Source organism: Kitasatospora sp. NPDC086801 (assembly GCF_044745805.1).
Classification (GTDB): domain Bacteria; phylum Actinomycetota; class Actinomycetes; order Streptomycetales; family Streptomycetaceae; genus Kitasatospora.
The window spans coordinates 107,276-128,808 of the sequence record NZ_JBIVAX010000019.1; the positions used below are offsets into that span (position 1 = coordinate 107,276).

Genomic DNA, 21,533 nt, shown 5'->3' on the forward strand with positions numbered 1-21,533 from the left:
GGTCAGAGCCGGTGGGCCGCGCGGGCCTAGTGGGCCGGTTCGGGCCGGTTGGGCGGGTTCGGGCCAGGGTACGCCGGGGCCGTGGCCCGATTCTTGCGAAAGCTGTCATTCAGGCCACTCGTCGCGGCCCCGCCGCTTCGGGACACTCGTCCGCGTGACCGAACGCAACGTCCTCGCCCCCGCCCCCGCCCCCGCCCCCGAAGGACCCGCCCGCCCCGCCCGCCCGGCCCGGTTCCGGGTGCACTACGCCTGGGTGGTGGCCGGTGTCTCGCTGCTGGTCCTGCTCGGCTCGGCCGGCTTCCGGTCCACGCCCAGCCTGATGATGGACGCCCTGCACAACGAGTTCGGCTGGTCGCTCGGGACGATATCCAGCGCCACCTCCGTCAACCTGACCCTCTACGGCCTCACCGCCCCCTTCGCCGCCGCCCTGATGGACCGTTTCGGCGTGCGCCTGGTGGTGGTCTGCGCGCTGCTGACCATCTCGGTCGGCTCGGGGCTCACCATGCTGATGCGCGAACCCTGGCAACTGGTGCTCTGCTGGGGCGTGCTGGTGGGCCTGGGCAGCGGCTCGATGGCCGGCGCCTTCGCCACCACCATCACCGGCCGCTGGTTCCGGGCCCGCCAGGGCCTGGTCACCGGTGTGCTGACCGCCGCCGGGGCGGCGGGGAACCTGGTCTTCCTGCCGGTCGGCGCCTGGCTGGTCGAGCACCACGGCTGGCGCTCGGCGGTGGTCGTGGTCTCGCTCGCGGCCAGCGCGGTCGCCGTCCCCGTCCTGCTGCTGATGCGCGAGCGGCCCGCCGACCTCGGCCTGCTCCCGTACGGCGCGACCGAGGAGCCCCCGGCCCGCGCCGCCGACGGCCGCGCCCTGACCCGCTCGCTGCGGGTGCTGCGGGACGCCGCCCGGAGCCGGGCGTTCTGGCTGCTGGCCGCCTCCTTCGCGATCTGCGGCGCCACCACCGCCGGCCTGGTCGGCACCCACTTCATCCCGGCCGCCCACGACCACGGCATGCCGGTGACCACCGCGGCCGGCCTGCTCGCCCTGATCGGCGTCTTCGACGTGGCCGGCACCATCTTCAGCGGCTGGCTCACCGACCGGGTCGACTCCCGGATCCTGCTGGTCACCTACTACGGGCTGCGCGGGATCTCGCTGCTCCTGCTGCCGCAGCTGCTGGCCGGCTCGCTGCAGCCGCCGATCCTGGCGTTCGTCATCTTCTACGGCCTGGACTGGGTGGCCACCGTGCCGCCGACCGTCGCGCTGTGCCGCCGGCACTTCGGCGAGGACGCCCCGATCGTCTTCGGCTGGGTGCTGGCCAGCCACCAGATCGGCGCGGCCGTCGTCGCCGGGCTGGCGGGCCTGGCCCGCGACGCGCTCGGGAACTACGACCTCACCTGGTACGGCGCCGGCGCCCTGTGCGCGGTCGCGGTCGGGCTCTGCCTGGCGCTGCGCACCGGACGGCCGGACCAGCCCGTCCCGGCACTGTCGTAGGACGGGCCGGGGCTGTCGGACCGGAGGGCTAGGCTCCGCGACCATGGCGCTCACCTTCACCCTGGACCCGAAGCTCGACCCCGACCTGCGCACCGCCGTCGTCCGGCTGTGGGCCGACGTCACCAACGCCGGCGGCGCGGTCGGCTTCGTGGCGCCGGTGACGGAGGACGAGGTCCGGGCCACCGCCGAGCACCAGTTCGCCGGGGTCGAACCGGACGGCCCGGACCGGTTGCTGGTGGCCCACGAGAGCGATACCGGCCGACTGGTCGGGGTCCTCTTCTTCGAGTCGATGCGCTTCGACCTGATGGAGCACTGGCGGATGCTCAGGCGGGTCATGGTGCACCCCGACTGCCAGGGCCGCGGCTACGGCGTCCGGCTGCTCGCCGAGGCCGAGCGGATGGCCCGGGAGTGGGGCCTGGAGAGCCTGCGGCTGACCGCGCGCGGGGGCCAGGGCCTGGAGCGCTTCTACACCCGCTGCGGCTACCGGGAGGTCGGCCGGGTGCCGGCCGCGATCCGGGTCGCCCCCGGGGACGACCGCGACGACATCACCATGTGGCTCGGCCTGCGCTGATCCGCAGGTCGGTCGGGCGGCGGCGGGGCGGGGGGACGGGCGCCCCCTTCCCCGCCCCGCCCGTCAGGCATGCTTCACTGGGAGACCGGCCCCCGCCCAGACCAGTGAAAAGGACGTGTTCCCGTGAGCAGCACCGGCCAGGAGAAGTCGCACGCCACGCTCCGCTACACCTCCCTGCGGGTCAGCATCTTCCTCGGCTGCCTGCTGGTCGCCCTGCTGCTCGGGCACTTCAAGGTCATCCCGGTCAGCGGCCAGGCGGGCGTGATCTTCCTGTTCCTGCTGGCCGCGATCGCGTCCGCGCCGCTCAGCTACGTGTTGCTGAGCCGTCAGCGCGACGACATGTCCGCCCAGATCACCACCAAGGTCTCCGGCCTGCGCAGCCGCACCGCCGAGCGGATCGCCGCGCAGAACGCCGAGGAGGACGCCGTCGACGAGGCCGCCCGGACGTCCGCCGCCAGGCAGAGCTGACCCCGGCCGGACCCGCGACCGCAGCCGCCGTGCCCGACTCCGCAGCCTCGGAGCCCTCCGACTCCGCTTCCTCGGCTTCCGCCCCCGTCGCCCCCGCCCCCGGACCGGCCGGTCCGCCGCCGGGGTCACCCGGGACGCCCGGGTCGCCCGCCGAGGGTGAGGCCGGCACCTGGCCGGCCCCGGTGCGTCGGCCCACCGGCCGGGACGTGGCCGGGCTCGCCGGGGTCTCCCAGGCCACCGTCTCGCTGGTCTTCTCCGGCGCCGAGGCCGGCCGCCGGGTCTCCGACGCCACCCGGGAGCGGGTCAGGGAGGCCGCCCGCAGCCTCGGCTACCGCCCGCAGGCGGCCGGCCGGCAGCTGCGGCTCGGCCGTAGCGGGATGATCCTGCTGGCGGTGCCGAACATCCTCGGCCCGTTCTTCGGCCGGGTGCTGGAGGGCGTCCACGAGGAGGCCGGCCGGCACGGCCTGGCGGTCGTGGTCAGCTCCGGCTGGGGGAGCGCGACCCTCGCCGAGGCCGCCACCACCAGCCGCTTCGACGGCCTGCTGATCTGCTCCCCGGACGACAGCCAGCTCGGCGAGCTGCCCGCCGACACCCCGGCCGTCTTCCTCGACGCCGACCCGGGCACCGACCGGGCCCGGCCGACCGTCGAACTCGACGTGGCGGGCGGGATGCGCGCCGCCGTCGAGCACCTGGCCGGGCTCGGCCACCGCCGGATCGGGCGGCTGCGCTCCACCCACTCCGCGTACACGTTCCGGGTGCGGCAGGCCGCGTTCGAGCGGGCCGCCACCGAACTCGGCCTGGATGTCGTGGAGTTGGGCGTGAGCCTGAACGAGGGTCAGCCGGCCGCGCGGAGCGTCGCGTACCGCCTGCTGGAGCGCCCGGACCGCCCGCACGCGGTGATCTGCGACGACGACGTGGTCGCCTCCGGGGTGTACCAGGCCGCCGCCGAGCTGGGGCTGCGGGTGCCGGCCGACCTGTCGGTGGTCGGCATGGACAACGTCGCGGTGGCCGCGCTGCTGGCCCCGCCGCTGACCACCGTGGACCTGCCCGGCGAGGAGCTGGGCCGGGTCGGCGCGGCGGCGCTGGCGGGCCTGCTGCGCGGGGAGCGGGTGTCGCCCGTCCCGCCGTTGGCCACCTCTCTGGTGCTGCGCTCCTCCACCGCGCCGGCGGTCGGCGCGAAGGGGCGGGACGCGACGCGGTGAGCAGGTACGGGACGCGACGCGGTGAGTGGGTACGGGATGCGACGCAGTGAGTAGGTAGGGGAGAACGAAAGACCGCGCCCGCCGGCCAGACCCCGGCGGGCGCGGTCGTCTGCGGGGGGCCTCAGCCCACCGGCACCGGCCGCACCGACGGCGCCAGCGGCGCCGGGTGGAACCAGCGCCGGGCACCGAACAGCACCAGGCCGCCGAGCGCTATCCCGCCCGCCGCGCACAGCGCCACCGGCCGCAGCGAGTCCTCGGCCAGGTTGCCGGACACCGCGTAGCCGAGCGAGTTGCCCGTCGCGAACAGCGTCACCAGCCAGGCGAACGCCTCGGTCACCGTCCCGGTCGGCGCCAGCTCGGCGACCAGCACGAACGCCGCCGCCAGCAGCGGCGCCAGCCCGATCCCGGAGAGGAAGGCCAGCGCGGCCATCGGGTACGGCCCGGGCAGCAGCACCAGCGGCAGGTAGGACGCGGCCATCGCGAGCGCCATGACCCAGGTGCGGGTGGCGGTGCTGCTGCGCCACTTCACCGCGCCGTAGGCGAGCGCGCCGAGCAGGCCGCCGAGCGCCGCCAGCGCCAGCAGGGTGCCCGCGCCGCCCGGCAGGGCGCCGGTGTGGTGCTCGGCGTAGGCGATGAACAGCACGTTCTGCGCGCCGACCGCCCAGCCGGCCCCGGCCAGTCCGACCAGCAGCAGCACCAGGCCGGGGGAGCGCAGCGGGCCGAGCAGTCCGGCGGAGTGCGCGCGGGCCGGGGCGCGCCAGGCCCGGGCCGGGGCGGTGGTGGCCACGATCAGCGCGCCGGCCAGTCCGAGCCCGGCGGCCACCCAGAGCGCGGCGACCGGGCTGAACAGGCCCGCGATCCCGGCGACGGCCAGCGGGCCGGCCACGTAGAGGATCTGCTGGGAGGCGGAGTCGAAGGCGTAGGCGGTGTCGAGCTGCTCCTCCTCCACCACGTCCGGCCAGAGCGAGCGCAGGCAGGGTTCGAGCGGGGGCATGGCGAGCCCGGCGATCGCGGCGCCGAGCGGGGCGGCGACCGCGGAGCCGGGGGCGAGGGCGAGCAGCGTGTACCCGCCGCCGGCGAGCACGGCGGAGGCGAGCAGGACGCGCGGCTGCCCGGTGCGGTCCACGATCCGCCCGAGCACCGGCCCGCCGACGGCGGCGGAGATCGCGTACGCGGCGGTGGCCAGCCCGATCCGCCCGTACGGCGCGCCGGCCTCGCGCAGGGCGAGGGCGATCACCAGGGCGGTCATGCCGGCGGGCAGGCGGCCGAGCAGGGTGCCGAGGAGCAGGCGGCTGACATGGGGGGCGCGGAGCAGGGCGAGGTAGCCCATCGGGCGTCTTCTCCGGTCTGGGCAGGCGGGGGCGGGGACGCCGCCAAAGTTATACGTATAACCGCTCAGCGGTCAATCGGGCCGGTCGGGGTGATCTGATGGCGCGTCAGCTTCGTTCGTGTCCGGATCTCACCCCAACCTCAAACAACTACTTTGAACATCTCAAACCTTTACTGCTAATGTGTCGGCCATGACCACCTCAGACGCATCGCGGAAGCACGGCCGGGGCTCGCTGCCCGGCGCCGCCCGCCCGTGCGCTCTGACCGGTGCTGTGGACAGCCCGCGCCGTTGTCGCGCCATGAGCTGTATCCCGGCGGCACGCCCCTGACCGGGGGCCGGGACCTCCCCGCCCGGCCCGCGCGCCGTGCCGCCTCCTCCGCCACACCCCACCGTCAGCAACGCCCTCCCCCGGAGCCGCACCGTCATGTCCACAGCGCCCGAGGCGACCCCGTCGCCGTCCGTGCTCGCGAGAATCCGCAAGACCCCGTTCTGGGTCCAGATCGTCGGCGGCCTGCTGCTCGGCGTCGGCCTCGGCTACCTGGCCCGCGCCGCCGACATCTCCTGGCTGGCCACCACCCTGGAGACGATCGGCAAGATCTTCGTCCAGCTGCTCAAGCTGGCCGTCCCGCCGCTGGTGTTCACCGCGATCGTGGTGAGCGTCGCCAACCTGCGCAACGTCACCAACGCGGCCCGCCTGGCCACCCGGACGCTGCTCTGGTTCATGATCACCTCGCTGATCGCGGTGGCCGTCGGCCTGGGCCTGGGCCTGCTGACCAACCCCGGCCAGGGCACCAACCTCAAGACCGACGGCCTCAAGGCGCTCGACTCCAAGGGCACCTGGATCGACTTCCTGACCGGGATCTTCCCGACCAATATCGTCGACGCCTTCGCCAAGGTGAACGTGCTGCAGATCGTCTTCATGGCGGTCGTGGTCGGCGCGGCGATCATCAAGCTCGGCAGCAAGGCCGAGCCGGTCCTCAAGCTCAGCGAGTCCGTCCTGGAGCTGACCCAGACCGCCCTGTGGTGGGTCATCCGGCTCTCCCCGCTCGGCACCCTCGGCCTGATCGGCAAGTCCGTCGCCAAGTACGGCTGGGACCTGCTCAAGCCCTTCGCCACGCTGACCCTCGACATCTACGTCGGCTGCGCGCTGGTGCTGTTCGTCGTCTACTCGCTGCTGCTCAAGTTCGCCGCCGGCCTCAACCCGGTCAACTTCTTCAAGGGCGCCTGGCCCGCCATCCAGCTGGCCTTCGTCTCGCGCTCCTCGGTCGGCACCCTGCCGGTCACCCGCCGCGTCACCGAGCGCCTCGGCGTCCCCAGCGAGTACGCGTCCTTCTCCGTCCCGTTCGGCGCCACCACCAAGATGGACGGCTGCGCCTCGATCTACCCGGCGATCGCCGCGATCTTCGTCGCCCAGGTCTACAACATCGACCTCGGCATCCGGGACTACCTGCTGATCGCCTTCGTCTCGGTCGTCGGCTCGGCCGCCACCGCGGGCCTCACCGGCGCGATCATCATGCTGACGCTGACCCTCTCCACCCTGGGCCTGCCCCTGGAGGGCGTCGGCCTGCTGCTCGCCATCGACCCGATCCTCGACATGATGCGCACCGCGACCAACGTCGCGGGCCAGGTGCTGGTGCCGGTCCTGGTGGCCTCGCGGGAGAAGATCCTCGACGTCGCCGCCTACAACCGGCCCTCCGGTGACCTGTACGAGGAGGACGCCCCGTCGGCCGTCGTCCCGGCGCAGGCCTCCGCGAAGGCCGCTGCCGCCGCCTGATCCCCGCCGGCTCGACGACAAGGCTCCGCCCCCGCACCGAACGGTGCGGGGGCGGAGCCTTGGGTGTGCCGCGTGCGGGGCCCGGGCGCTGCTCTCCGGGTGCTGCTCTCCCCGGCGGGGCGGCGCACTCTCCGGGCGGCGGCCGGGAAAAGGCAGGGGGCCCGCCGGGCGGGCGGGCCCCCTTGGGTGTTGCTCTTGTGCTCATGGTGACGGCTGTCGGGAGCCGCCGACGGACCCGGTGGGGTCCCGAGCGATCAGAACATCAGAGGATGGTCAGATAGGGGTGACGTTCTCCGCCTGCGGGCCCTTCGGGCCCTGGGTGACGTCAAAGTTCACCGCCTGGTTCTCCTCCAGCGAGCGGAAGCCGCTCGCGTTGATGGCGGAGTAGTGGACGAAGACGTCGGGGCCGCCGCCCTCCTGGGCGATGAAGCCGAAGCCCTTCTCAGCGTTGAACCACTTGACGGTTCCCGTGGCCATGCCGTTCTCCTTGCGAGGGACGTGTCGGGGCCACACCGTGTGGCACCCGGTCCGCTGCGCTGATCGCCCTGCCTCCGGACGAGTCCGAAGTTTTTCGATATTGCTGAAAAACTACAAAAAGCCCGCGGTTACATGCTCCGCAGGCTTCAAGTACTGCAAGGGGAATCAAACTGCAACTGAGGGCAACGCTAGCATGCGGTCGCTGTGACGACCAGGGGTGAACTGCGGCCCCCACGGCGCGTGTCGTGGGGCCCCGGGGACGGGTGCGCAGGGCCCCGCGAGCGCGTGTCGGGTGCCCGGTGCAGGCCTTTCCGAACAGCGGGCATACGCTGCGGGAAAGCGCACGAACAGCACAAGGGAGCGGCGCAGTGGCAGCACCGGACGGACAGGCGCGGGAGTCCCGGGAACACACCCCGGTGAGGCCGCGCGTCGGCCACATTCAGTTCCTGAACTGCGTCCCCCTCTACTGGGGCCTCGCCAGGACCGGCAACCTGCTGGACCTCGACCTCACCAAGGACACCCCGGAGAAGCTGAGCGACCAGCTCGTCGACGGCTCGCTGGACATCGGTCCGATCACCTGCGTGGAGTACCTGCGCAACGCCGACGACCTGCTGCTCCTGCCCGACATCGCGGTCGGCAGCGACGGCCCGGTGATGTCCTGCCTCATCGTCAGCAAGGTGCCGCTCGCCGACCTGGACGGCCGCCGCGTTGCCCTCGGCTCCACCAGCCGCACCTCCGTCCGGCTCGCCCGGCTGCTGCTGGAGGAACGCGAGGGCGTCCGCCCCGACTACTTCAGCTGCCCGCCCGACCTCAGCTCGATGCTCGCCGAGGCCGACGCCGCCGTCCTGATCGGCGACCCGGCGCTGCGCGCCTACCTCGGCCAGGCCGCCGACCTCGGACTGACCGTCCACGACCTCGGCGCGATGTGGAAGGAGTGGACCGGCCTGCCGTTCGTCTTCGCCGTCTGGGCCGTGCGCCGCGAGTTCGCCGAGCGCCGCCCGGAACTGACCGTGGCCGTGCACCGGGCCTTCCTGGAGTCCCGCGACCTCTCGCTGGTCGAGGCCGCCAAGGTCGCCGAACAGGCCGCCCGCTGGGAGGCCTTCGGCGCGGACGTGCTGGAGCGGTACTTCAGCCAGGCGCTCGACTTCTCGCTCGGCGAGCGGCAGCTGGCCGGCGTCGCCGAGTTCGCCCGCCGGGTCGCGCACGACAGCGGCTTCGCGCCCGACGTCGCGGTGCGGCTGCTGGAACCGGCGGAGCTGCCGGTCGGCTGAGCGCGGCGGCGCGAACGCGGAGACGCTCACCCCGCAGGGCGACGGCACGATCCGCTGCACCTCCGCCGACCCGGCGGCCGGGAACCCGGCCGCCACGCTGCGCGGGGCCGACGGGGCAGCGGGCTGACGCGGACGCTCGAAAGGCCTGGCGTAGGCTGGTTCGGCCGTACCCGGACGCCCGTCGTCCAGGGGTCGGCAGCGCCGAGAACAGCAGTATCCGAGAGAGAGAAGGCCGCCAGGTGACCGAGCTCGCAGCGACCACCCTCGATGCGCCCAGCACCGACCTGCAGGCCGTGCTCGACCGGGCCGCCGGCGGTGGCCGGATCACCCCGGAGGAGGCGCTGGAGCTGTACCGCTCGGCGCCGCTGCACGCGCTCGGCTCCGCCGCCGACGCGGTGCGCCGCCGCCGCTACGCCGGTACCGAGCACATCGCGACGTACATCATCGAGCGCAACATCAACTACACCAACGTCTGCGTGACGGCGTGCAAGTTCTGCGCCTTCTACGTGCCGCCGAAGAGCGACAAGGGCTGGTCCCGCGAGCTCGACGAGATCCTGCGCCGCTGCGCCGAGACCGTCGAACTGGGCGGCACCCAGATCATGTTCCAGGGCGGCCACCACCCGGACTACGGCGTGGAGTACTACGAGCGCGCGTTCTCGGCCATCAAGGCCGACTTCCCGCAGCTGGTGATCCACTCCCTGGGCGCCTCCGAGGTCGACCACATGGCCCGGATCTCGGGCGTCTCGATCGAGGAGGCCATCACCCGGATCCACCGGGCCGGCCTGGACTCCTTCGCCGGCGCCGGCGCCGAGCTGCTGCCCGCGCGGCCGCGCAAGGCGATCGCCCCGCTCAAGGAGTCCGGCGAGCGCTGGCTGGAGATCATGGAGGCCGCGCACGGCCTCGGCGTGGAGTCCACCTCCACCATGCTGATGGGCACCGGCGAGACCAACGCCGAGCGGATCGAGCACCTGCGGATGATCCGCGACGTGCAGGACCGCACCGGCGGCTTCCGGGCCTTCATCCCGTACACCTACCAGCCGCAGAACAACCACCTGAAGGGCTCGACGCAGGCCACCGTCTTCGAGTACCTGCGGATGATCGCGATCGCCCGCCTGTTCCTCGACAACATCGCCCACATCCAGGGCTCCTGGCTCACCACCGGCAAGGAGGCCGGCCAGCTGTCGCTGCACTACGGCGCGGACGACCTCGGCTCGGTCATGCTGGAGGAGAACGTGGTCTCGGCGGCCGGTGCCAAGCACCGCTCCAACCTCACCGAGCTGATCCACCTCATCCGGGCCGCCGACCGCGTCCCGGCGCAGCGCGCGACCACGTACGAGCACCTGCGGGTGCTGGACGACCCGGCCAACGACCCGGTGGACCCGCGGGTCGCCTCGCACATCGCCTCCACGGCGATCGAGGGCGGCACCGCGCACCCCGAGCTGAAGATCCTGGACAACTGAGGCCCGGGGCACCGCCGTGCTGACCCTGCACCGGGCGGCCCTGGTGCTGCCCGACCCGGCCGACCCCACCGCCCCGTCCCTCCCGGACGGGGCGGTGCTGGTGCGCGACGACCGCGTCGAGGCCGTCGGACCGTACCGGGAACTGGCCGCCGCGCACCCGGGGGCGCGACTGCGGGACTGGGGCGCCGCGGTGCTCACGCCGGGGCTGCGCAACCCGTACGGGCACCGCCTGTTGGAACACGCCTACCACCCGGACCCGCGCGAGGAGATCGGCGTCGAGCCGGTCGCGGACGGGCTGACGGGCTCCCTCGACGAGGGGCGCTGCGGCGCGAGCGCCCGGCGCGGGCTGCAACGGATGCTCGGATTCGGGGTGACGGCGGTGGCCGGGCCGTTCGAGCGGGCCGCGGCGCGCACGGCCGTGGCGCGCTCCGGGCTGGTCGCGCTGCCGGGCGCCCCGGACGCGATGGACCCGGCGGACGGCCCGCTGGACCCGCTGGCGGTGCTGCCGCTCGCGGCGGCCGTGCACGGCCGGGTGGCGGCGGGCGGCCGGGCCGACTTCGCGGTGTTCCCGGCCGTTGGGGAGGGCTTCGCCCCACCGTCGCCGGGCGGTTGCCTGGCCGCCGTGCTGGGCGGGCGGTTGGTGTACCGGCGGCGCTGAACCGGGCCGGGACCGGGCGGCGTACTCGCCGGTAGCCGGACTTCCGTGCGGCGCAAGGGACTTCCTTCGTGTGCCGCCGAACTCCACTGTCCACCCTGCGGGGTGATTCCCCCTTCGCCGTGACCTGAGGGCCCGCCAGCGGATACGATCCCGGACAGCTCACTCCGTACCCTCACCACCTACCGCCCGTGCCCGCGGGTGGCGGGGCCACGTCCCAGGCCCCGAAGGCAAGCCAGGACAGGAACCATGCGATCCGCGACCGTCCCCCCGCCGCGATCCCCGCGGTTGGGCCGTGGTTGGTACCTCACCGCCGTGCTCAGCGCCGTGCTGGCCGTCGGCATGTGCCTGCTCGGCTGGCGCCAGGCCGACCAGGCCGACCGGATCGGCGCCCACCCGGTGAGGGTCGAAGGCGTCGTCACCCAGCTCCCCACCGGCGGCGGCTCCTACAGCGCCGTCAGCTACCGGGCGGCCGGCCAGTCGCACACCGCGGCCGCGCTGCCGCTCGCCGACGGCGCCAAGCTCGGCGACCCGATCTGCCTGGAGCACGCCGCCGACGACCCGGGCGCCGTGCGGATCTGCGGCGACACCTACCCGCAGCCGGTCGGCGTCGGCCTGGCCCGGTTCAGCGTGCCGGTCGCGGTCGGGATGTTCGTGATCTGCGTGCTGCGCATCCGGCGGCACCGGCGGGCCCTCGCGGTCCGCGCCGGGCAGGGCCGGCTGGCCACCACCGTCGCACTGGCGACCGGCGCGCTGGCCGACGGCATGCCCGCGATAACCCACGGCAAGCGCTCCCGGCGTCGACGGCGCGCGGGCGGGCGGCGCGCGCAGCACTGACGGGGCGGGCGGGGGTCGCTGGGCGTGGAGGGGCGGGGCCGCTGGGCGCGGGGGCGTGCGGCGGGGCCGGGCGGGGCCTGCGCGGGAGGGCCGCCCTGACGGGCCCGTCCGGCGGGTGCGGACGTCCCGCGGCGTGCCCCGTTGGTCGGGGTGTCGGCGCCAGGGTGAACAATGGGTGCGTGACCCGAGCCTCTCTGGACAAGCAGCCGCACGAAGTCGCCGCCATGTTCGACGACGTCGCGGCCAAGTACGACCGCACCAACGACGTGCTGTCCCTCGGCCAGGCCCGCGCCTGGCGCCGGGCGGTGGCCGAGGCGGTGGCCGCCGGACCGGGGGACCTCGTGCTCGACCTCGGGGCCGGCACCGGCACCTCCTCGCTGCCCTTCGCCGAGGCCGGCGCGCAGGTCGTCCCGTGCGACTTCTCCGTCGGCATGCTCGTCGAGGGCAAGCGCCGCCACCCCGAGCTGGCGCTCACCGCCGGCGACGCCACCCGGCTGCCGTTCGCGGACGGCACCTTCGACTCGGTGACGATCTCCTTCGCGCTGCGCAACGTCCAGGACACCGACGCGGCGCTGCGCGAGATGCAGCGCGTCACCAAGCCCGGCGGCAAGCTGGTGATCTGCGAGTTCTCCACCCCGACCTGGACGCCGTTCCGGACGGTCTACACCGAGTACCTGATGCGCGCCCTGCCGCCGGTCGCCACCGCGGTCAGCAGCAACCCGGACGCGTACGTGTACCTCGCCGAGTCCATCCGGTCCTGGCCCGACCAGCCCGAGCTGGCGGCCCGGCTGCAGGAGAGCGGCTGGTCCAAGGTCGCCTGGCGCAACCTCACCGGCGGCATCGTCGCACTGCACCGGGCGTACAAGGTCGGGTAGCCGCCGCACCGGCGGGGTGGGGGCGCGGTCGTTTCCGGCGGCGGGGACGGAACTAGACTGCCGGAGACAGAAGCCGCCGTCCCCACAGCCGCAGCTCCAGGAGAGTGTCCACCGTGTCCGAGACCGCAGCCGATCTGACGAAGCCGGACAGCCCGGTCGAGAGCACGGCCGACGTCATCGTGGTCGGCGCGGGCCCGGCCGGGTCCACCACCGCGTACTACCTCGCCCAGGCCGGGCTGGACGTGCTGCTGCTGGAGAAGACCGCGTTCCCGCGCGAGAAGGTCTGCGGCGACGGCCTCACCCCCCGCGCCACCAAGCAGCTGGTGGACATGGGAATCGACGTCTCCACCGAGAACGGCTGGCTGCACAACAAGGGCCTGCGCATCATCGGCGGCGGCGTCCGGCTGGAGCTGGACTGGCCCGAGCTGTCCGCCTTCCCCGACTACGGCCTGGTCCGCAAGCGCGCCGACTTCGACGAGCTGCTCGCCCGTCAGGCCGAGAAGGCCGGGGCCCGGCTCTACGAGCGCTGCAACGTCAGCGGGCCCGTCCTGGACGAGCGCACCGGCCGGATCGTCGGCGTCACCGCCAAGCTCGGCGACGAGAAGCGGCCGGTCACCTTCCGTGCCCCGCTGGTGGTCGCCGCCGACGGCAACTCCACCCGGCTCTCGCTCGCCATGGGCCTGCACCGCCGCGAGGACCGCCCGATGGGCGTCGCCTACCGGACGTACTTCACCTCGCCGCGCCACGACGACGACTACCTGGAGTCCTGGCTGGAGCTGTGGGACACCCGCGGCGGCCAGCGCAAGCAGCTGCCCGGGTACGGCTGGGTCTTCGGCATGGGCGACGGCACCTCCAACGTCGGCCTCGGCATCCTCAACTCCTCGCCGGCGTTCGGCGAACTCGACTGGCGCGAGGTGCTCAAGGCCTGGTGCGCCGGCATGCCGGAGGAGTGGGGCTACACCCCCGAGAACATGACCGACCCGATCCGCGGCGCCGCGCTGCCGATGGCCTTCAACCGGCAGCCGCACTACACTCGCGGCCTGCTGCTCGTCGGCGACGCGGGCGGCATGGTCAACCCGTTCAACGGCGAGGGCATCGCCTACGCGATGGAATCCGGCCAGATCGCCGCCGGCGTCATCGTCCAGGCCCACGCCCGGGTCACCGAGACCGGGCGCGAGCGTGCCCTGCAGGGCTACCCGCGCGTCCTCAAGGACATCTACGGCGGCTACTACACGATGGGCCGCGCCTTCGTGAAGCTCATCGGCAACCCCAAGGTGATGCAGCTCGCCACCCAGCGCGGCCTCAGCCACCCGATGCTGATGCGCTTCACCCTCAAGATGCTCGCCAACCTCACCGACCCGCAGGGCGGCGACGCGATGGACCGCATCATCAACGGCCTCGCGAGGGTCGCGCCCAACGCGTAGCGGGTCCCAGGGGCTTTCCCCGGTCTTCCCCCGGGCAACTTTCAGGCCCTTTCCAGGGCCTCAGGGCGTCTCCTCCGCCGTCTTCCGCTCCCCGTCGGCCGGGCGGCGGGAGGCGGCGGAGCGCTGTTCGACGTAGGCGAGGCGGTCGGCGAAGACCCGGGCCGCGTCGGGGGTGAGCGTCCGGAGGGCGACGAGGGCGGTGAAGACGACGTCGCAGAGCTCGTGCTGGACGTCCTCCCAGCTGTGGGTGACGCCCTTGCGCGGGTTCTGGCCGGTGGCGCCGATCACCGCGGCGCCGACCTCGCCGACCTCCTCGGAGAGCTTGAGGATCCGCAGCAGGCGCTCCTCCCGGGGCGACTGCGTGCCCTGCTCGTCGAGCCACGCGACGAGGTGGTCCACGCTCTCCCAGATCCGGTCGTCCATGCGCGCTGCTCCCGTGCGGTGTCGTTGGTGCTGCCACCGTACGGGAGGCGTTGCCGACGCACGGAGCGGCGTGGGCGGTGGGCCCGCGGTCAGCGGGTGCTGATCTTCACGTGGCGGATGTTCACGGGGAGGGTGGGGAAGCCGTCGCCGGGGTTGTTCTGGTCGTCCTCGCCGCCCGCGGCGATCTTCTGCAGCACGTCCAGGCCCGCCGTGATCCGGCCGAAGGGGGTGTAGGCGGGGGAGAGCTTGGTGTCCTTCCAGACGAAGAAGAACTGGCTGCCGTTGGTGTTCGGGCCGGCGTTGGCCATCGCCACGGTGCCGGCCGGGTAGGTGGCGCCGGTCAGGTTCTCGTCCGGGAAGGAGTAGCCGGGCCCGCCGCTGCCCGTTCCGGTCGGGTCGCCGCACTGCAGGACGTAGAGCCGCTGGGTGGTGAGGCGGTGGCAGTGGCTGCGGTCGAAGTAGTCGTGCTCGGCGAGGAAGCGGAACGAGAAGGTGGTGCAGGGCGCCTTGTCGGTCAACGCCTGGAAGGTGATCGCGCCCTGGCTGGTGCGCAGGGTGGCGCGGTAGGGCTGGGCGGCCTTCTCGGCGTCGAAGACCGGGATGCCCTTGAAGTTGTCGGCCGGCACCGCGGGGGTGTAGGCGCAGGCGGGCGCGGGCGGCGGGGCGTCCGCGACGGCGGTGCCGGTGCTCGCCGTGAGCGGGAGGACGGTGGCGACGGCGAGCAGGGCCCAGGGTGCGCGCTTCACGGGACGGGCCTTCCGGGGGGTGGTGGACGGCAGGGTTGGCATGGCGCCATCATCCACGCCGGGGCGGCGATCCGGTAGGGGGCGGTGGGGTTCGGGTTCCGTCGGGCGGGTGGAGGGTCAGGAGGCCTCCGGGGGAACGGGGTTGGCGGGGGGTGCGGGAGTGAACAGCCCGGTGCGGGCGGCCAGCGCGGCGGCGTCGGCGGCCCGTTCGGCGGTGCGGGCGTCCAGCGGCTCGCCGGTGACGAACAGCCGGTAGTAGAGCGGGGCGGTGGCGGCCCGGACCACCTCGGCACCGTCCGTTCCGATGGGCAGTTCGCCGCGGGCGACGGCTCGTTCGACGACCTCGGCGGCCTGGCGGTGGCGGGAGGCGAAGAAGGCGCGCAGGGCGGCCGCGCCGGTGTCGGAGCGCTGGGCGGCGAAGATCAGGGCGGTGGGGGTGGCCCCCAGGCCGGGATCGGTGAAGACGGTGAACACCTCCCGGGTGATCAGGCGGAGGTCCTCGCGGAGGTCGCCGGTGTCGGGCAGCGGCCAGGGCTGGTCGGCCGAGGCGGTCAGGGCGTCCGCGACCAGGCCGTCCACGCCGTTCCACCGTCGGTACAGCGTCGCCTTGTGGACGCCGGAGCGGCTCGCGACCGCCTCGACGGTGAGTCCGTCGTACCCCTTCTCGGTGATCTCGGCGAGTGTGGCGGCGACCACCTCCTCCCGGACCCGGGCGCTGCGGCCGCCGGGGCGCGGGGTCGGGGTGCGGCGCTCGGGGTGGGTCGTTTCGAGGTGAGTCGCCGCGGGGTGTGCGGTGGTGGCGGGGTGGGTCGTCGCGGGGTGGGTCGGCTCCGGGGTGTTCTCGTTCAAAGTCGACTCCAGTCGCGTTAAGGCTTGCTGTGGTGTGGCGGCCGTGCCATGCTCATCGTAATGCGACTTTGGTCGCGTTACGAGAGGAGTCTGCGTGACCGCCACCGCCATTCCCGACCCCACTGCCCTGCACCCGCTCGCCGGCCACGACCGGGTCGTCCTGCTGCGCCCGCTCGTCACCGACCCGCGGATCGAGGTCGGCGAGTACACCTACTTCGACGACCCCGAGGGGGCCGCCCGCTTCGAGGAACGCAACGTCCTCTACGCCTACGGACCCGAGCGGCTGGTGATCGGAAAGTACTGCGCGATCGCCACCGGGGCCCGCTTCCTGATGGCCGGCGCCGCCCACCCGACCATCGGCGTGTCCACCTTCCCGTTCACGATGTTCGGCGGCGAGTGGACCGAGCGGACCCTCGACCTCGTCACCGGCCTGCCCAGCCGGGGCGACACCGTGATCGGCAACGACGTCTGGTTCGGCTTCGGCGCCACTGTCCTGCCCGGCGTCCGGATCGGCGACGGCGCGATCATCGCGGCCGGTGCGATGGTCACCGCCGACGTCGAGCCGTACACCATCGTCGGCGGCAACCCCGCCCGTCCGATCCGGCGCCGCTTCGAGGGCGCCGACGTCGAGCGACTGCTCCGTGCGGCCTGGTGGAACTGGCCGGTCGAGCTCGTCACCGAGCACGTCCGCGCCATCATGTCCGGGACCCCGGCCGACATCGAGGAGATCGCCGCGGCGAACGGCCTGCTCGCCCGCTGACCTGCCGGGCCCGGGAAGGACGTCGGCCCCGGGGGCGCTGGAGCCCGCCGGAGATCCAGCGAGTTGCGGCAGGGCGTTGATCACGGGTGCGCCGGTGCGGGAGGATGGCGTCCCCCTGCTCCATGCTCCGCCCCGTCGATAGCTGCGCCCTCCGCCCAGCTCCAGGGTCCGTCCGACGCCGTACGGTACTCGCGCCCCCGCCGGTTCCGTTCGCTCGGAGGGATCTGACTCATGCGCGCCTCCCTGTCCGTGTCTTCGTCCTCATCGACCCTTCGCGACCTGCCGGTTCTCCTGGTGGCGGTGGTGTGGGGGTCGAGCTTCCTCGCCGTCCAGCGGGTGGCGGAGCCCGGAACGGCCGTGGCGATGCTGGTCCTGCGGTTCGGGCTGGTGCTGCCGCTGCTCGGGATGGTCGCCTGGCCGGCGCTACGGAGGCTGAGCCGCGCCGAGTGGCTGGGCGGCGGCGCACTGGGGCTGGTGCTCAGCGGGATCTTCCTGCTGGAGACGTACGGTGCCGTGCACACCTCCGCCACCAATGCCGGGCTGATCATCAGCCTCGCGATGGTGCTCACCCCGCTCGGCGAGAGCGTCCTCAGCCGGACGGCGCCGCCGCGCGCCTTCCTCGCGGCCGCCGCGCTGGCCGTGCTCGGCGTCGCGCTGCTCACCGGGGACGGCGGGCTGCGCCCGCCTTCGCCCGGCGACCTGCTGGTGCTGGGCGCCGCCCTGGTTCGCTCGGCCTTCGTCCTGGCGACGGCCCGCGCCCGCGCCGTCCGCGGAACCGGCATGCTGGCCCTGACCTGGGTCCAACTCGCCGTCGCGACAGCCGTGTTCGCGGCCGTCGCGCCAGCCGTAGGGCCGTCGCCGTGGGCCGTCGCCCGCTCGTACGGGCCCGGCCAGTGGGCCTGGTTGCTGCACCTGTCCCTGTTGTGCACGCTGTTCGCCTTCTTCGTTCAGATGTGGGCTGTCCGCGCCACCTCGCCGTCCCGGGTGAGTCTGTTGCTCGGCACCGAACCGCTGTGGGCCGCCGTCTTCGGCATCACCATCGCCGGGAACCGGATGGGTCCGCTCGCCCTGGTCGGCGGAGCCCTGGTCATGGTCGCCACCGAGTGGGGCCGCCGCACCGCTCCCGCCTCCGTCCCCGCTCCCGCTCCCGTCCGGCGCGGGGAGTCCGAGGCCGTTGAGTCCGAGGCCGTCGAGTCCGAGGCCGCTGGATCTGTTGTCGCCGAGTCCGCGACCGGGGTCGGGGAGCGGGGCCCGGAGCCGGCCCCGGTGTGATCCGCTGTGGTGGTCACCGGCGACTCGGCGGCCGACGGGCGTAGACCGTGCCCCAGCCCGGCTGGTGCTCGGCGTACCGGGCGGCGGGCGGCGGGCGGGCTGGGGGACCCAAGGACCGTTTCGCGCGCTTGTGAACGAAGGGTCAAGCGAGCGTTCGGACCCCCGCCACCCCTCAGGGTGAGCCGCCATAACACGTCAACACGGCGCCTCGAAATTTGCTCCCCAAGACGCATAGTTGATATAGGGGAGCGGCTCTGACCAGCCGCTTCACAAGTAAATGCGACTGGTTGTGACCATTTGACTTCTTTGTGTTGACAACTCTGGGCATGTTCATATTCGGCACCATTCCCATGGTGGCGTAGATCACAAAGATGACGTTGAACTGCGTGTCGCAGATCACAAGCCGACGGGCATAGGATGCGCTCGTTCCAGGCTTTGTGAACTGCCTCACATGAGGCGGATCCCGGGAACCGGAACGCGGGTTCACCTCAGCGTGACCCGCCGGTTCCGATCTGCAGTCAAGGACGACTGGACGGAGGGAGCGGGGGCTATGAATGCCTACGCGCCGATCCTCGTACTCGGTGCCATCGCGGCGGCGTTCGCGGTCGGCTCCGTCGTGATGGCCTCACTCACCGGCCCCAAGCGCTACAACCGGGCCAAGTTGGAGGCGTACGAGTGCGGCATCGAGCCGACCCCGCAGCCCGTGGGCGGCGGTCGGTTCCCGATCAAGTACTACCTGACGGCGATGCTCTTCATCGTCTTCGACATCGAGATCGTCTTTCTCTACCCCTGGGCGGTGACCTTCGACGCCCTGGGGATCTTCGGGTTGGTCGAGATGCTCCTGTTCATCGCCACGGTCTTCGTCGCCTACGCCTACGTGTGGCGCCGCGGCGGCCTGGAGTGGGACTGAGCGCGGGGTGGCCGCCGCCTTTGTGAACGAGCGGACAAGCCCGAACGGGCCGACGTACCACAGGACTTGAGGGCTTCTTGAGGGCATTGAGAGGGATCTGATGGGAATCGAGGAGAAGCTGCCGAGCGGCTTTCTGCTCACGACCGTGGAGACGGCCGCCGGCTGGGTGCGCAAGGCGTCACTCTTCCCGGCCACCTTCGGTCTGGCCTGCTGCGCGATCGAGATGATGACCACCGGCGCCGGCCGCTACGACCTGGCCCGGTTCGGTATGGAGGTGTTCCGGGGCTCCCCCCGGCAGGCCGATCTGATGATCGTGGCGGGTCGGGTGAGTCAGAAGATGGCCCCGGTGCTGCGCCAGGTGTACGACCAGATGGCCAACCCGAAGTGGGTCATCTCGATGGGCGTCTGCGCCTCCTCGGGCGGGATGTTCAACAACTACGCGATCGTGCAGGGCGTCGACCACATCGTCCCGGTGGACATCTACCTGCCCGGCTGCCCGCCCCGCCCGGAGATGCTGATGGACGCCATCCTGAAGCTGCACGACAAGATCCAGCACGAGCCGTTGGGGGCGAACCGGCTGCGGGCCGAGGAGCTCGGCGAGGCGCTCGCCCTCAAGGCCACCCCGGTCAGCGAGATGCGGGGGCTGCTGCGATGAACGAGCAGGTACCCGAGACCCGTCGCGAGCACCCGGTCCGCGAGATCCCGGTCGAGGTGGTCGGCCGCCGGCAGGGCATGTTCGGCGCCCGGGGCAGCGGCGACACCTCCGGCTTCGGCGGCCTGGCCGAGCCGATCGTGCTGCCCGGCCCGAGCGAACGGCCGTACGGCGGCTGGTTCGACGAGGTCGCCGACGAGTTGGAGGGCGCCCTGGAGGAGCAGGGCCTGGACCCGGCCGAGGTGATCGAGAAGACCGTCGTCGACCGCGGCGAGCTCACCTTCCACATCGACCGCGCCCACCTGCTCCGGACCGCCCGCACCCTGCGCGACGACCCGGCGCTGCGCTTCGAGCTGTGCCTGGGCGTGAGCGGCGTGCACTACCCCGACGACAAGGGCCGCGAGCTGCACGCGGTCTACCACCTGCGGTCGATCACCCACGGACGGCTGATCCGGGTGGAGGTCACCGCGCCGGACGCCGACCCGCACATCCCCTCCGTGGTGAGCGTCTACCCGACCAACGACTGGCACGAGCGCGAGGCCTACGACTTCTTCGGCCTGGTCTTCGACGGCCACCCGGCGCTCACCCGGATCATGATGCCGGACGACTGGCTGGGCCACCCGCAGCGCAAGGACTACCCGCTCGGCGGCATCCCCGTCGAGTACAAGGGCGCCCAGATCCCGGCTCCCGACCAGCGGAGGTCGTACAGCTGATGAGTACTCGGCACCACGAAGATGCTCGGCACGACGAAGAGACTCGACCCCACGAAGACACCGAGCAGGCAGAGGCCCGGGAGACCACCGAGGGCCGGGTCTTCACGGTCACCGGCGGCGACTGGGGCGAGGTGGTCGAGGCGGTCGGCCGGGCCGACGACGAGCGCATCATCGTCAACATGGGCCCCCAGCACCCGTCCACCCACGGCGTGCTGCGGCTGATCCTGGAGATCGACGGCGAGACGGTGAAGGAGGCCCGCTGCGGCATCGGCTACCTCCACACCGGCATCGAGAAGAACATGGAGTTCCGCAACTGGGTCCAGGGCACCACCTTCGTGACCCGGATGGACTACCTGACCCCGCTGTTCAACGAGACCGCGTACTGCCTGGCCGTCGAGAAGCTGCTCGGGATCACCGTCGACATCCCGGACCGGGCCAGCGTGATCCGCGTGCTGATGATGGAGCTCAACCGGATCGCCTCGCACCTGGTCTGCCTGGCCACCGGCGGCATGGAGATCGGCTCCACCACCCTGATGATCTACGGCTTCCGCGACCGCGAGCTGATCCTGGACGTCTTCGAGCTGGTCACCGGCCTGCGCATGAACCACGCGTACGTGCGCCCCGGCGGCCTCGCCCAGGACCTCCCGCCCGGCGCCGTCGACCAGATCCGCGAGTGCGTGAAGACCCTGCGCTCCCGGATGCACGAGTACGACAAACTCGCCACCGGGAACCCGGTGTTCAAGGCCCGCCTGGTCGACGTCGGCTTCCTCGACCTGCCCGGCTGCCTGGCCCTCGGCGCCACCGGCCCGATCCTGCGTGCCACCGGCCTGCCGCACGACCTGCGTAAGACCGACCCGTACTGCGGCTACGAGGACTACGACTTCGAGGTCGCGATCGCGGACACCGCCGACTCCTACGGCCGCTTCCTGATCCGGCTGGAGGAGATGCGGCAGTCGCTGCGGATCGTCGATCAGTGCCTGGAGCGGCTGCGGCCGGGCCCGGTGATGGTGGCCGACAAGAAGATCGCCTGGCCCGCCCAACTCGCCGTAGGCCCGGACGGGATGGGCAACTCGCTCGACCACATCCGCAAGATCATGGGCACCTCGATGGAGGCCCTGATCCACCACTTCAAGCTGGTCACCGAGGGCTTCCGGGTCCCGGTCGGCCAGGCGTACGCGGCGGTCGAGTCGCCCAAGGGCGAGCTGGGCGTGCACGTGGTCAGCGACGGCGGGACGCGCCCCTACCGGGTCCACTTCCGGGATCCGTCGTTCACCAATCTGCAGACGATGGCGGCGATGTGCGAGGGCGGCCAGGTCGCCGACGTGATCGTCGCGGTGGCCGGGATCGACCCGGTGATGGGAGGCGTGGACCGGTGACA

The 21,533-nt window shown here is 72.7% G+C and carries 22 protein-coding genes; 17 read left to right on the top strand and 5 right to left on the bottom strand.

What is annotated here, in order from left to right; all coding sequences use genetic code 11:
• The first annotated feature begins 154 nt into the window (after positions 1–154).
• The 4 genes from ACIPLC_RS21040 (at position 155) to ACIPLC_RS21055 (ending at position 3,727) form a co-directional block, all read left to right on the top strand.
• Positions 155–1,486: an MFS transporter gene (locus tag ACIPLC_RS21040; RefSeq protein WP_400474514.1), complete on the top strand. Its 1,332-nt coding sequence runs from the start codon at positions 155–157 to the stop codon at positions 1,484–1,486.
• A gap of 43 nt (positions 1,487–1,529) precedes the next feature.
• The gene (locus tag ACIPLC_RS21045; RefSeq protein WP_400474515.1) at positions 1,530–2,057 is read left to right on the top strand and encodes a GNAT family N-acetyltransferase; all 528 of its coding nucleotides are present in this window, start codon (positions 1,530–1,532) and stop codon (positions 2,055–2,057) included.
• Between the two features lie 123 nt (positions 2,058–2,180).
• Positions 2,181–2,525 carry a DUF4229 domain-containing protein gene (locus tag ACIPLC_RS21050; RefSeq protein ID WP_400474516.1) on the top strand — a complete coding sequence of 115 codons (345 nt, stop codon included), beginning with the start codon at positions 2,181–2,183 and terminating at the stop codon, positions 2,523–2,525.
• 29 nt (positions 2,526–2,554) lie between these two features.
• A complete protein-coding gene (locus ACIPLC_RS21055) occupies positions 2,555–3,727 on the top strand; it encodes a LacI family DNA-binding transcriptional regulator (protein WP_400474517.1) in 1,173 nt (390 codons plus the stop codon).
• Positions 3,728–3,848: 121 nt separating this feature from the next.
• On the opposite strand, the gene ACIPLC_RS21060 is transcribed toward ACIPLC_RS21055, so the two are convergent.
• Entirely contained in the window at positions 3,849–5,057 is a 1,209-nt protein-coding gene (locus ACIPLC_RS21060; protein ID WP_400474518.1) for an MFS transporter, read from the bottom strand.
• Positions 5,058–5,481: 424 nt separating this feature from the next.
• On the opposite strand from ACIPLC_RS21060, the gene ACIPLC_RS21065 reads away from it, so the two are divergent.
• Positions 5,482–6,831 carry a dicarboxylate/amino acid:cation symporter gene (locus ACIPLC_RS21065; RefSeq protein WP_400474519.1) on the top strand — a complete coding sequence of 450 codons (1,350 nt, stop codon included), beginning with the start codon at positions 5,482–5,484 and terminating at the stop codon, positions 6,829–6,831.
• A 273-nt stretch (positions 6,832–7,104) separates the two neighbouring features.
• Here the strand turns inward: ACIPLC_RS21065 and ACIPLC_RS21070 are convergent, their stop codons facing one another.
• Positions 7,105–7,308 (bottom strand): cold-shock protein, encoded by a 204-nt coding sequence (locus ACIPLC_RS21070; protein ID WP_052580872.1) that lies wholly within the window; start codon positions 7,306–7,308, stop codon positions 7,105–7,107.
• Positions 7,309–7,676: 368 nt separating this feature from the next.
• On the opposite strand from ACIPLC_RS21070, the gene ACIPLC_RS21075 reads away from it, so the two are divergent.
• From ACIPLC_RS21075 to ACIPLC_RS21100, 6 genes are all read left to right on the top strand, one after another.
• The gene (locus ACIPLC_RS21075) at positions 7,677–8,579 is read left to right on the top strand and encodes a menaquinone biosynthetic enzyme MqnA/MqnD family protein (protein WP_400474520.1); all 903 of its coding nucleotides are present in this window, start codon (positions 7,677–7,679) and stop codon (positions 8,577–8,579) included.
• A 239-nt stretch (positions 8,580–8,818) separates the two neighbouring features.
• Positions 8,819–10,039 carry a cyclic dehypoxanthinyl futalosine synthase gene (gene mqnC / locus ACIPLC_RS21080; protein ID WP_063348156.1) on the top strand — a complete coding sequence of 407 codons (1,221 nt, stop codon included), beginning with the start codon at positions 8,819–8,821 and terminating at the stop codon, positions 10,037–10,039.
• Between the two features lie 16 nt (positions 10,040–10,055).
• Complete coding sequence (locus ACIPLC_RS21085) at positions 10,056–10,697, top strand: imidazolonepropionase-like domain-containing protein (protein ID WP_400474521.1); 642 nt, start codon at positions 10,056–10,058, stop codon at positions 10,695–10,697.
• A 312-nt stretch (positions 10,698–11,009) separates the two neighbouring features.
• Positions 11,010–11,531 carry a hypothetical protein gene (locus ACIPLC_RS21090; protein ID WP_400474522.1) on the top strand — a complete coding sequence of 174 codons (522 nt, stop codon included), beginning with the start codon at positions 11,010–11,012 and terminating at the stop codon, positions 11,529–11,531.
• A gap of 179 nt (positions 11,532–11,710) precedes the next feature.
• Positions 11,711–12,406, top strand: a complete 696-nt coding sequence (locus ACIPLC_RS21095) for a demethylmenaquinone methyltransferase (protein ID WP_400474523.1) — start codon at positions 11,711–11,713, stop codon at positions 12,404–12,406.
• 134 nt (positions 12,407–12,540) lie between these two features.
• On the top strand, positions 12,541–13,830 hold the full coding sequence (locus tag ACIPLC_RS21100; RefSeq protein ID WP_400474545.1) for a geranylgeranyl reductase family protein: 1,290 nt from the start codon (positions 12,541–12,543) through the stop codon (positions 13,828–13,830).
• Positions 13,831–13,890: 60 nt separating this feature from the next.
• Here ACIPLC_RS21100 and ACIPLC_RS21105 read toward each other — a convergent pair whose 3' ends face one another.
• The 3 genes from ACIPLC_RS21105 to ACIPLC_RS21115 all read right to left on the bottom strand — a co-directional run bounded on the left by ACIPLC_RS21105 (position 13,891) and on the right by ACIPLC_RS21115 (position 15,848).
• Entirely contained in the window at positions 13,891–14,253 is a 363-nt protein-coding gene (locus tag ACIPLC_RS21105) for a MazG-like family protein (RefSeq protein ID WP_400474524.1), read from the bottom strand.
• Positions 14,254–14,342: 89 nt separating this feature from the next.
• Positions 14,343–15,041, bottom strand: a complete 699-nt coding sequence (locus tag ACIPLC_RS21110) for a peptidylprolyl isomerase (protein ID WP_400474525.1) — start codon at positions 15,039–15,041, stop codon at positions 14,343–14,345.
• 75 nt (positions 15,042–15,116) lie between these two features.
• Positions 15,117–15,848: a TetR/AcrR family transcriptional regulator gene (locus tag ACIPLC_RS21115; protein ID WP_400474526.1), complete on the bottom strand. Its 732-nt coding sequence runs from the start codon at positions 15,846–15,848 to the stop codon at positions 15,117–15,119.
• A gap of 94 nt (positions 15,849–15,942) precedes the next feature.
• Here ACIPLC_RS21115 and ACIPLC_RS21120 point away from each other — a divergent pair, with 94 nt between their 5' ends.
• The 6 genes from ACIPLC_RS21120 to ACIPLC_RS21145 all read left to right on the top strand — a co-directional run bounded on the left by ACIPLC_RS21120 (position 15,943) and on the right by ACIPLC_RS21145 (position 21,531).
• Positions 15,943–16,608, top strand: coding sequence for a CatB-related O-acetyltransferase (locus ACIPLC_RS21120; protein WP_400474527.1), 666 nt, complete (start codon positions 15,943–15,945; stop codon positions 16,606–16,608).
• 231 nt (positions 16,609–16,839) lie between these two features.
• On the top strand, positions 16,840–17,880 hold the full coding sequence (locus ACIPLC_RS21125) for a DMT family transporter (protein WP_400474528.1): 1,041 nt from the start codon (positions 16,840–16,842) through the stop codon (positions 17,878–17,880).
• Between the two features lie 550 nt (positions 17,881–18,430).
• Entirely contained in the window at positions 18,431–18,790 is a 360-nt protein-coding gene (locus ACIPLC_RS21130; RefSeq protein WP_030060100.1) for an NADH-quinone oxidoreductase subunit A, read from the top strand.
• Between the two features lie 100 nt (positions 18,791–18,890).
• Complete coding sequence (locus ACIPLC_RS21135) at positions 18,891–19,445, top strand: NuoB/complex I 20 kDa subunit family protein (protein ID WP_400474529.1); 555 nt, start codon at positions 18,891–18,893, stop codon at positions 19,443–19,445.
• Positions 19,442–20,155, top strand: coding sequence for an NADH-quinone oxidoreductase subunit C (locus ACIPLC_RS21140; RefSeq protein ID WP_400474530.1), 714 nt, complete (start codon positions 19,442–19,444; stop codon positions 20,153–20,155). The genes ACIPLC_RS21135 and ACIPLC_RS21140 overlap by 4 nt, the downstream gene beginning before the upstream one ends.
• Positions 20,155–21,531 (top strand): NADH-quinone oxidoreductase subunit D, encoded by a 1,377-nt coding sequence (locus ACIPLC_RS21145; RefSeq protein WP_400474531.1) that lies wholly within the window; start codon positions 20,155–20,157, stop codon positions 21,529–21,531. The genes ACIPLC_RS21140 and ACIPLC_RS21145 overlap by 1 nt, the downstream gene beginning before the upstream one ends.
• The last annotated feature ends 2 nt before the right edge of the window (positions 21,532–21,533 follow it).

Bases quoted from the DNA above. Each gene is read 5' to 3' on its own strand.
- ACIPLC_RS21140 (WP_400474530.1), top strand. From the start codon at position 19,442: ATGAACGAGCAGGTACCCGAGACCCGTCGCGAGCACCCGGTCCGCGAG.
- ACIPLC_RS21110 (WP_400474525.1), bottom strand. From the start codon at position 15,041: ATGCCAACCCTGCCGTCCACCACCCCCCGGAAGGCCCGTCCCGTGAAG.
- ACIPLC_RS21135 (WP_400474529.1), top strand. From the start codon at position 18,891: ATGGGAATCGAGGAGAAGCTGCCGAGCGGCTTTCTGCTCACGACCGTG.
- ACIPLC_RS21145 (WP_400474531.1), top strand. From the start codon at position 20,155: ATGAGTACTCGGCACCACGAAGATGCTCGGCACGACGAAGAGACTCGA.
- ACIPLC_RS21065 (WP_400474519.1), top strand. From the start codon at position 5,482: ATGTCCACAGCGCCCGAGGCGACCCCGTCGCCGTCCGTGCTCGCGAGA.
- ACIPLC_RS21105 (WP_400474524.1), bottom strand. From the start codon at position 14,253: ATGGACGACCGGATCTGGGAGAGCGTGGACCACCTCGTCGCGTGGCTC.
- ACIPLC_RS21125 (WP_400474528.1), top strand. From the start codon at position 16,840: ATGCGCGCCTCCCTGTCCGTGTCTTCGTCCTCATCGACCCTTCGCGAC.
- ACIPLC_RS21130 (WP_030060100.1), top strand. From the start codon at position 18,431: ATGAATGCCTACGCGCCGATCCTCGTACTCGGTGCCATCGCGGCGGCG.
- ACIPLC_RS21060 (WP_400474518.1), bottom strand. From the start codon at position 5,057: ATGGGCTACCTCGCCCTGCTCCGCGCCCCCCATGTCAGCCGCCTGCTC.
- ACIPLC_RS21045 (WP_400474515.1), top strand. From the start codon at position 1,530: ATGGCGCTCACCTTCACCCTGGACCCGAAGCTCGACCCCGACCTGCGC.
- ACIPLC_RS21070 (WP_052580872.1), bottom strand. From the start codon at position 7,308: ATGGCCACGGGAACCGTCAAGTGGTTCAACGCTGAGAAGGGCTTCGGC.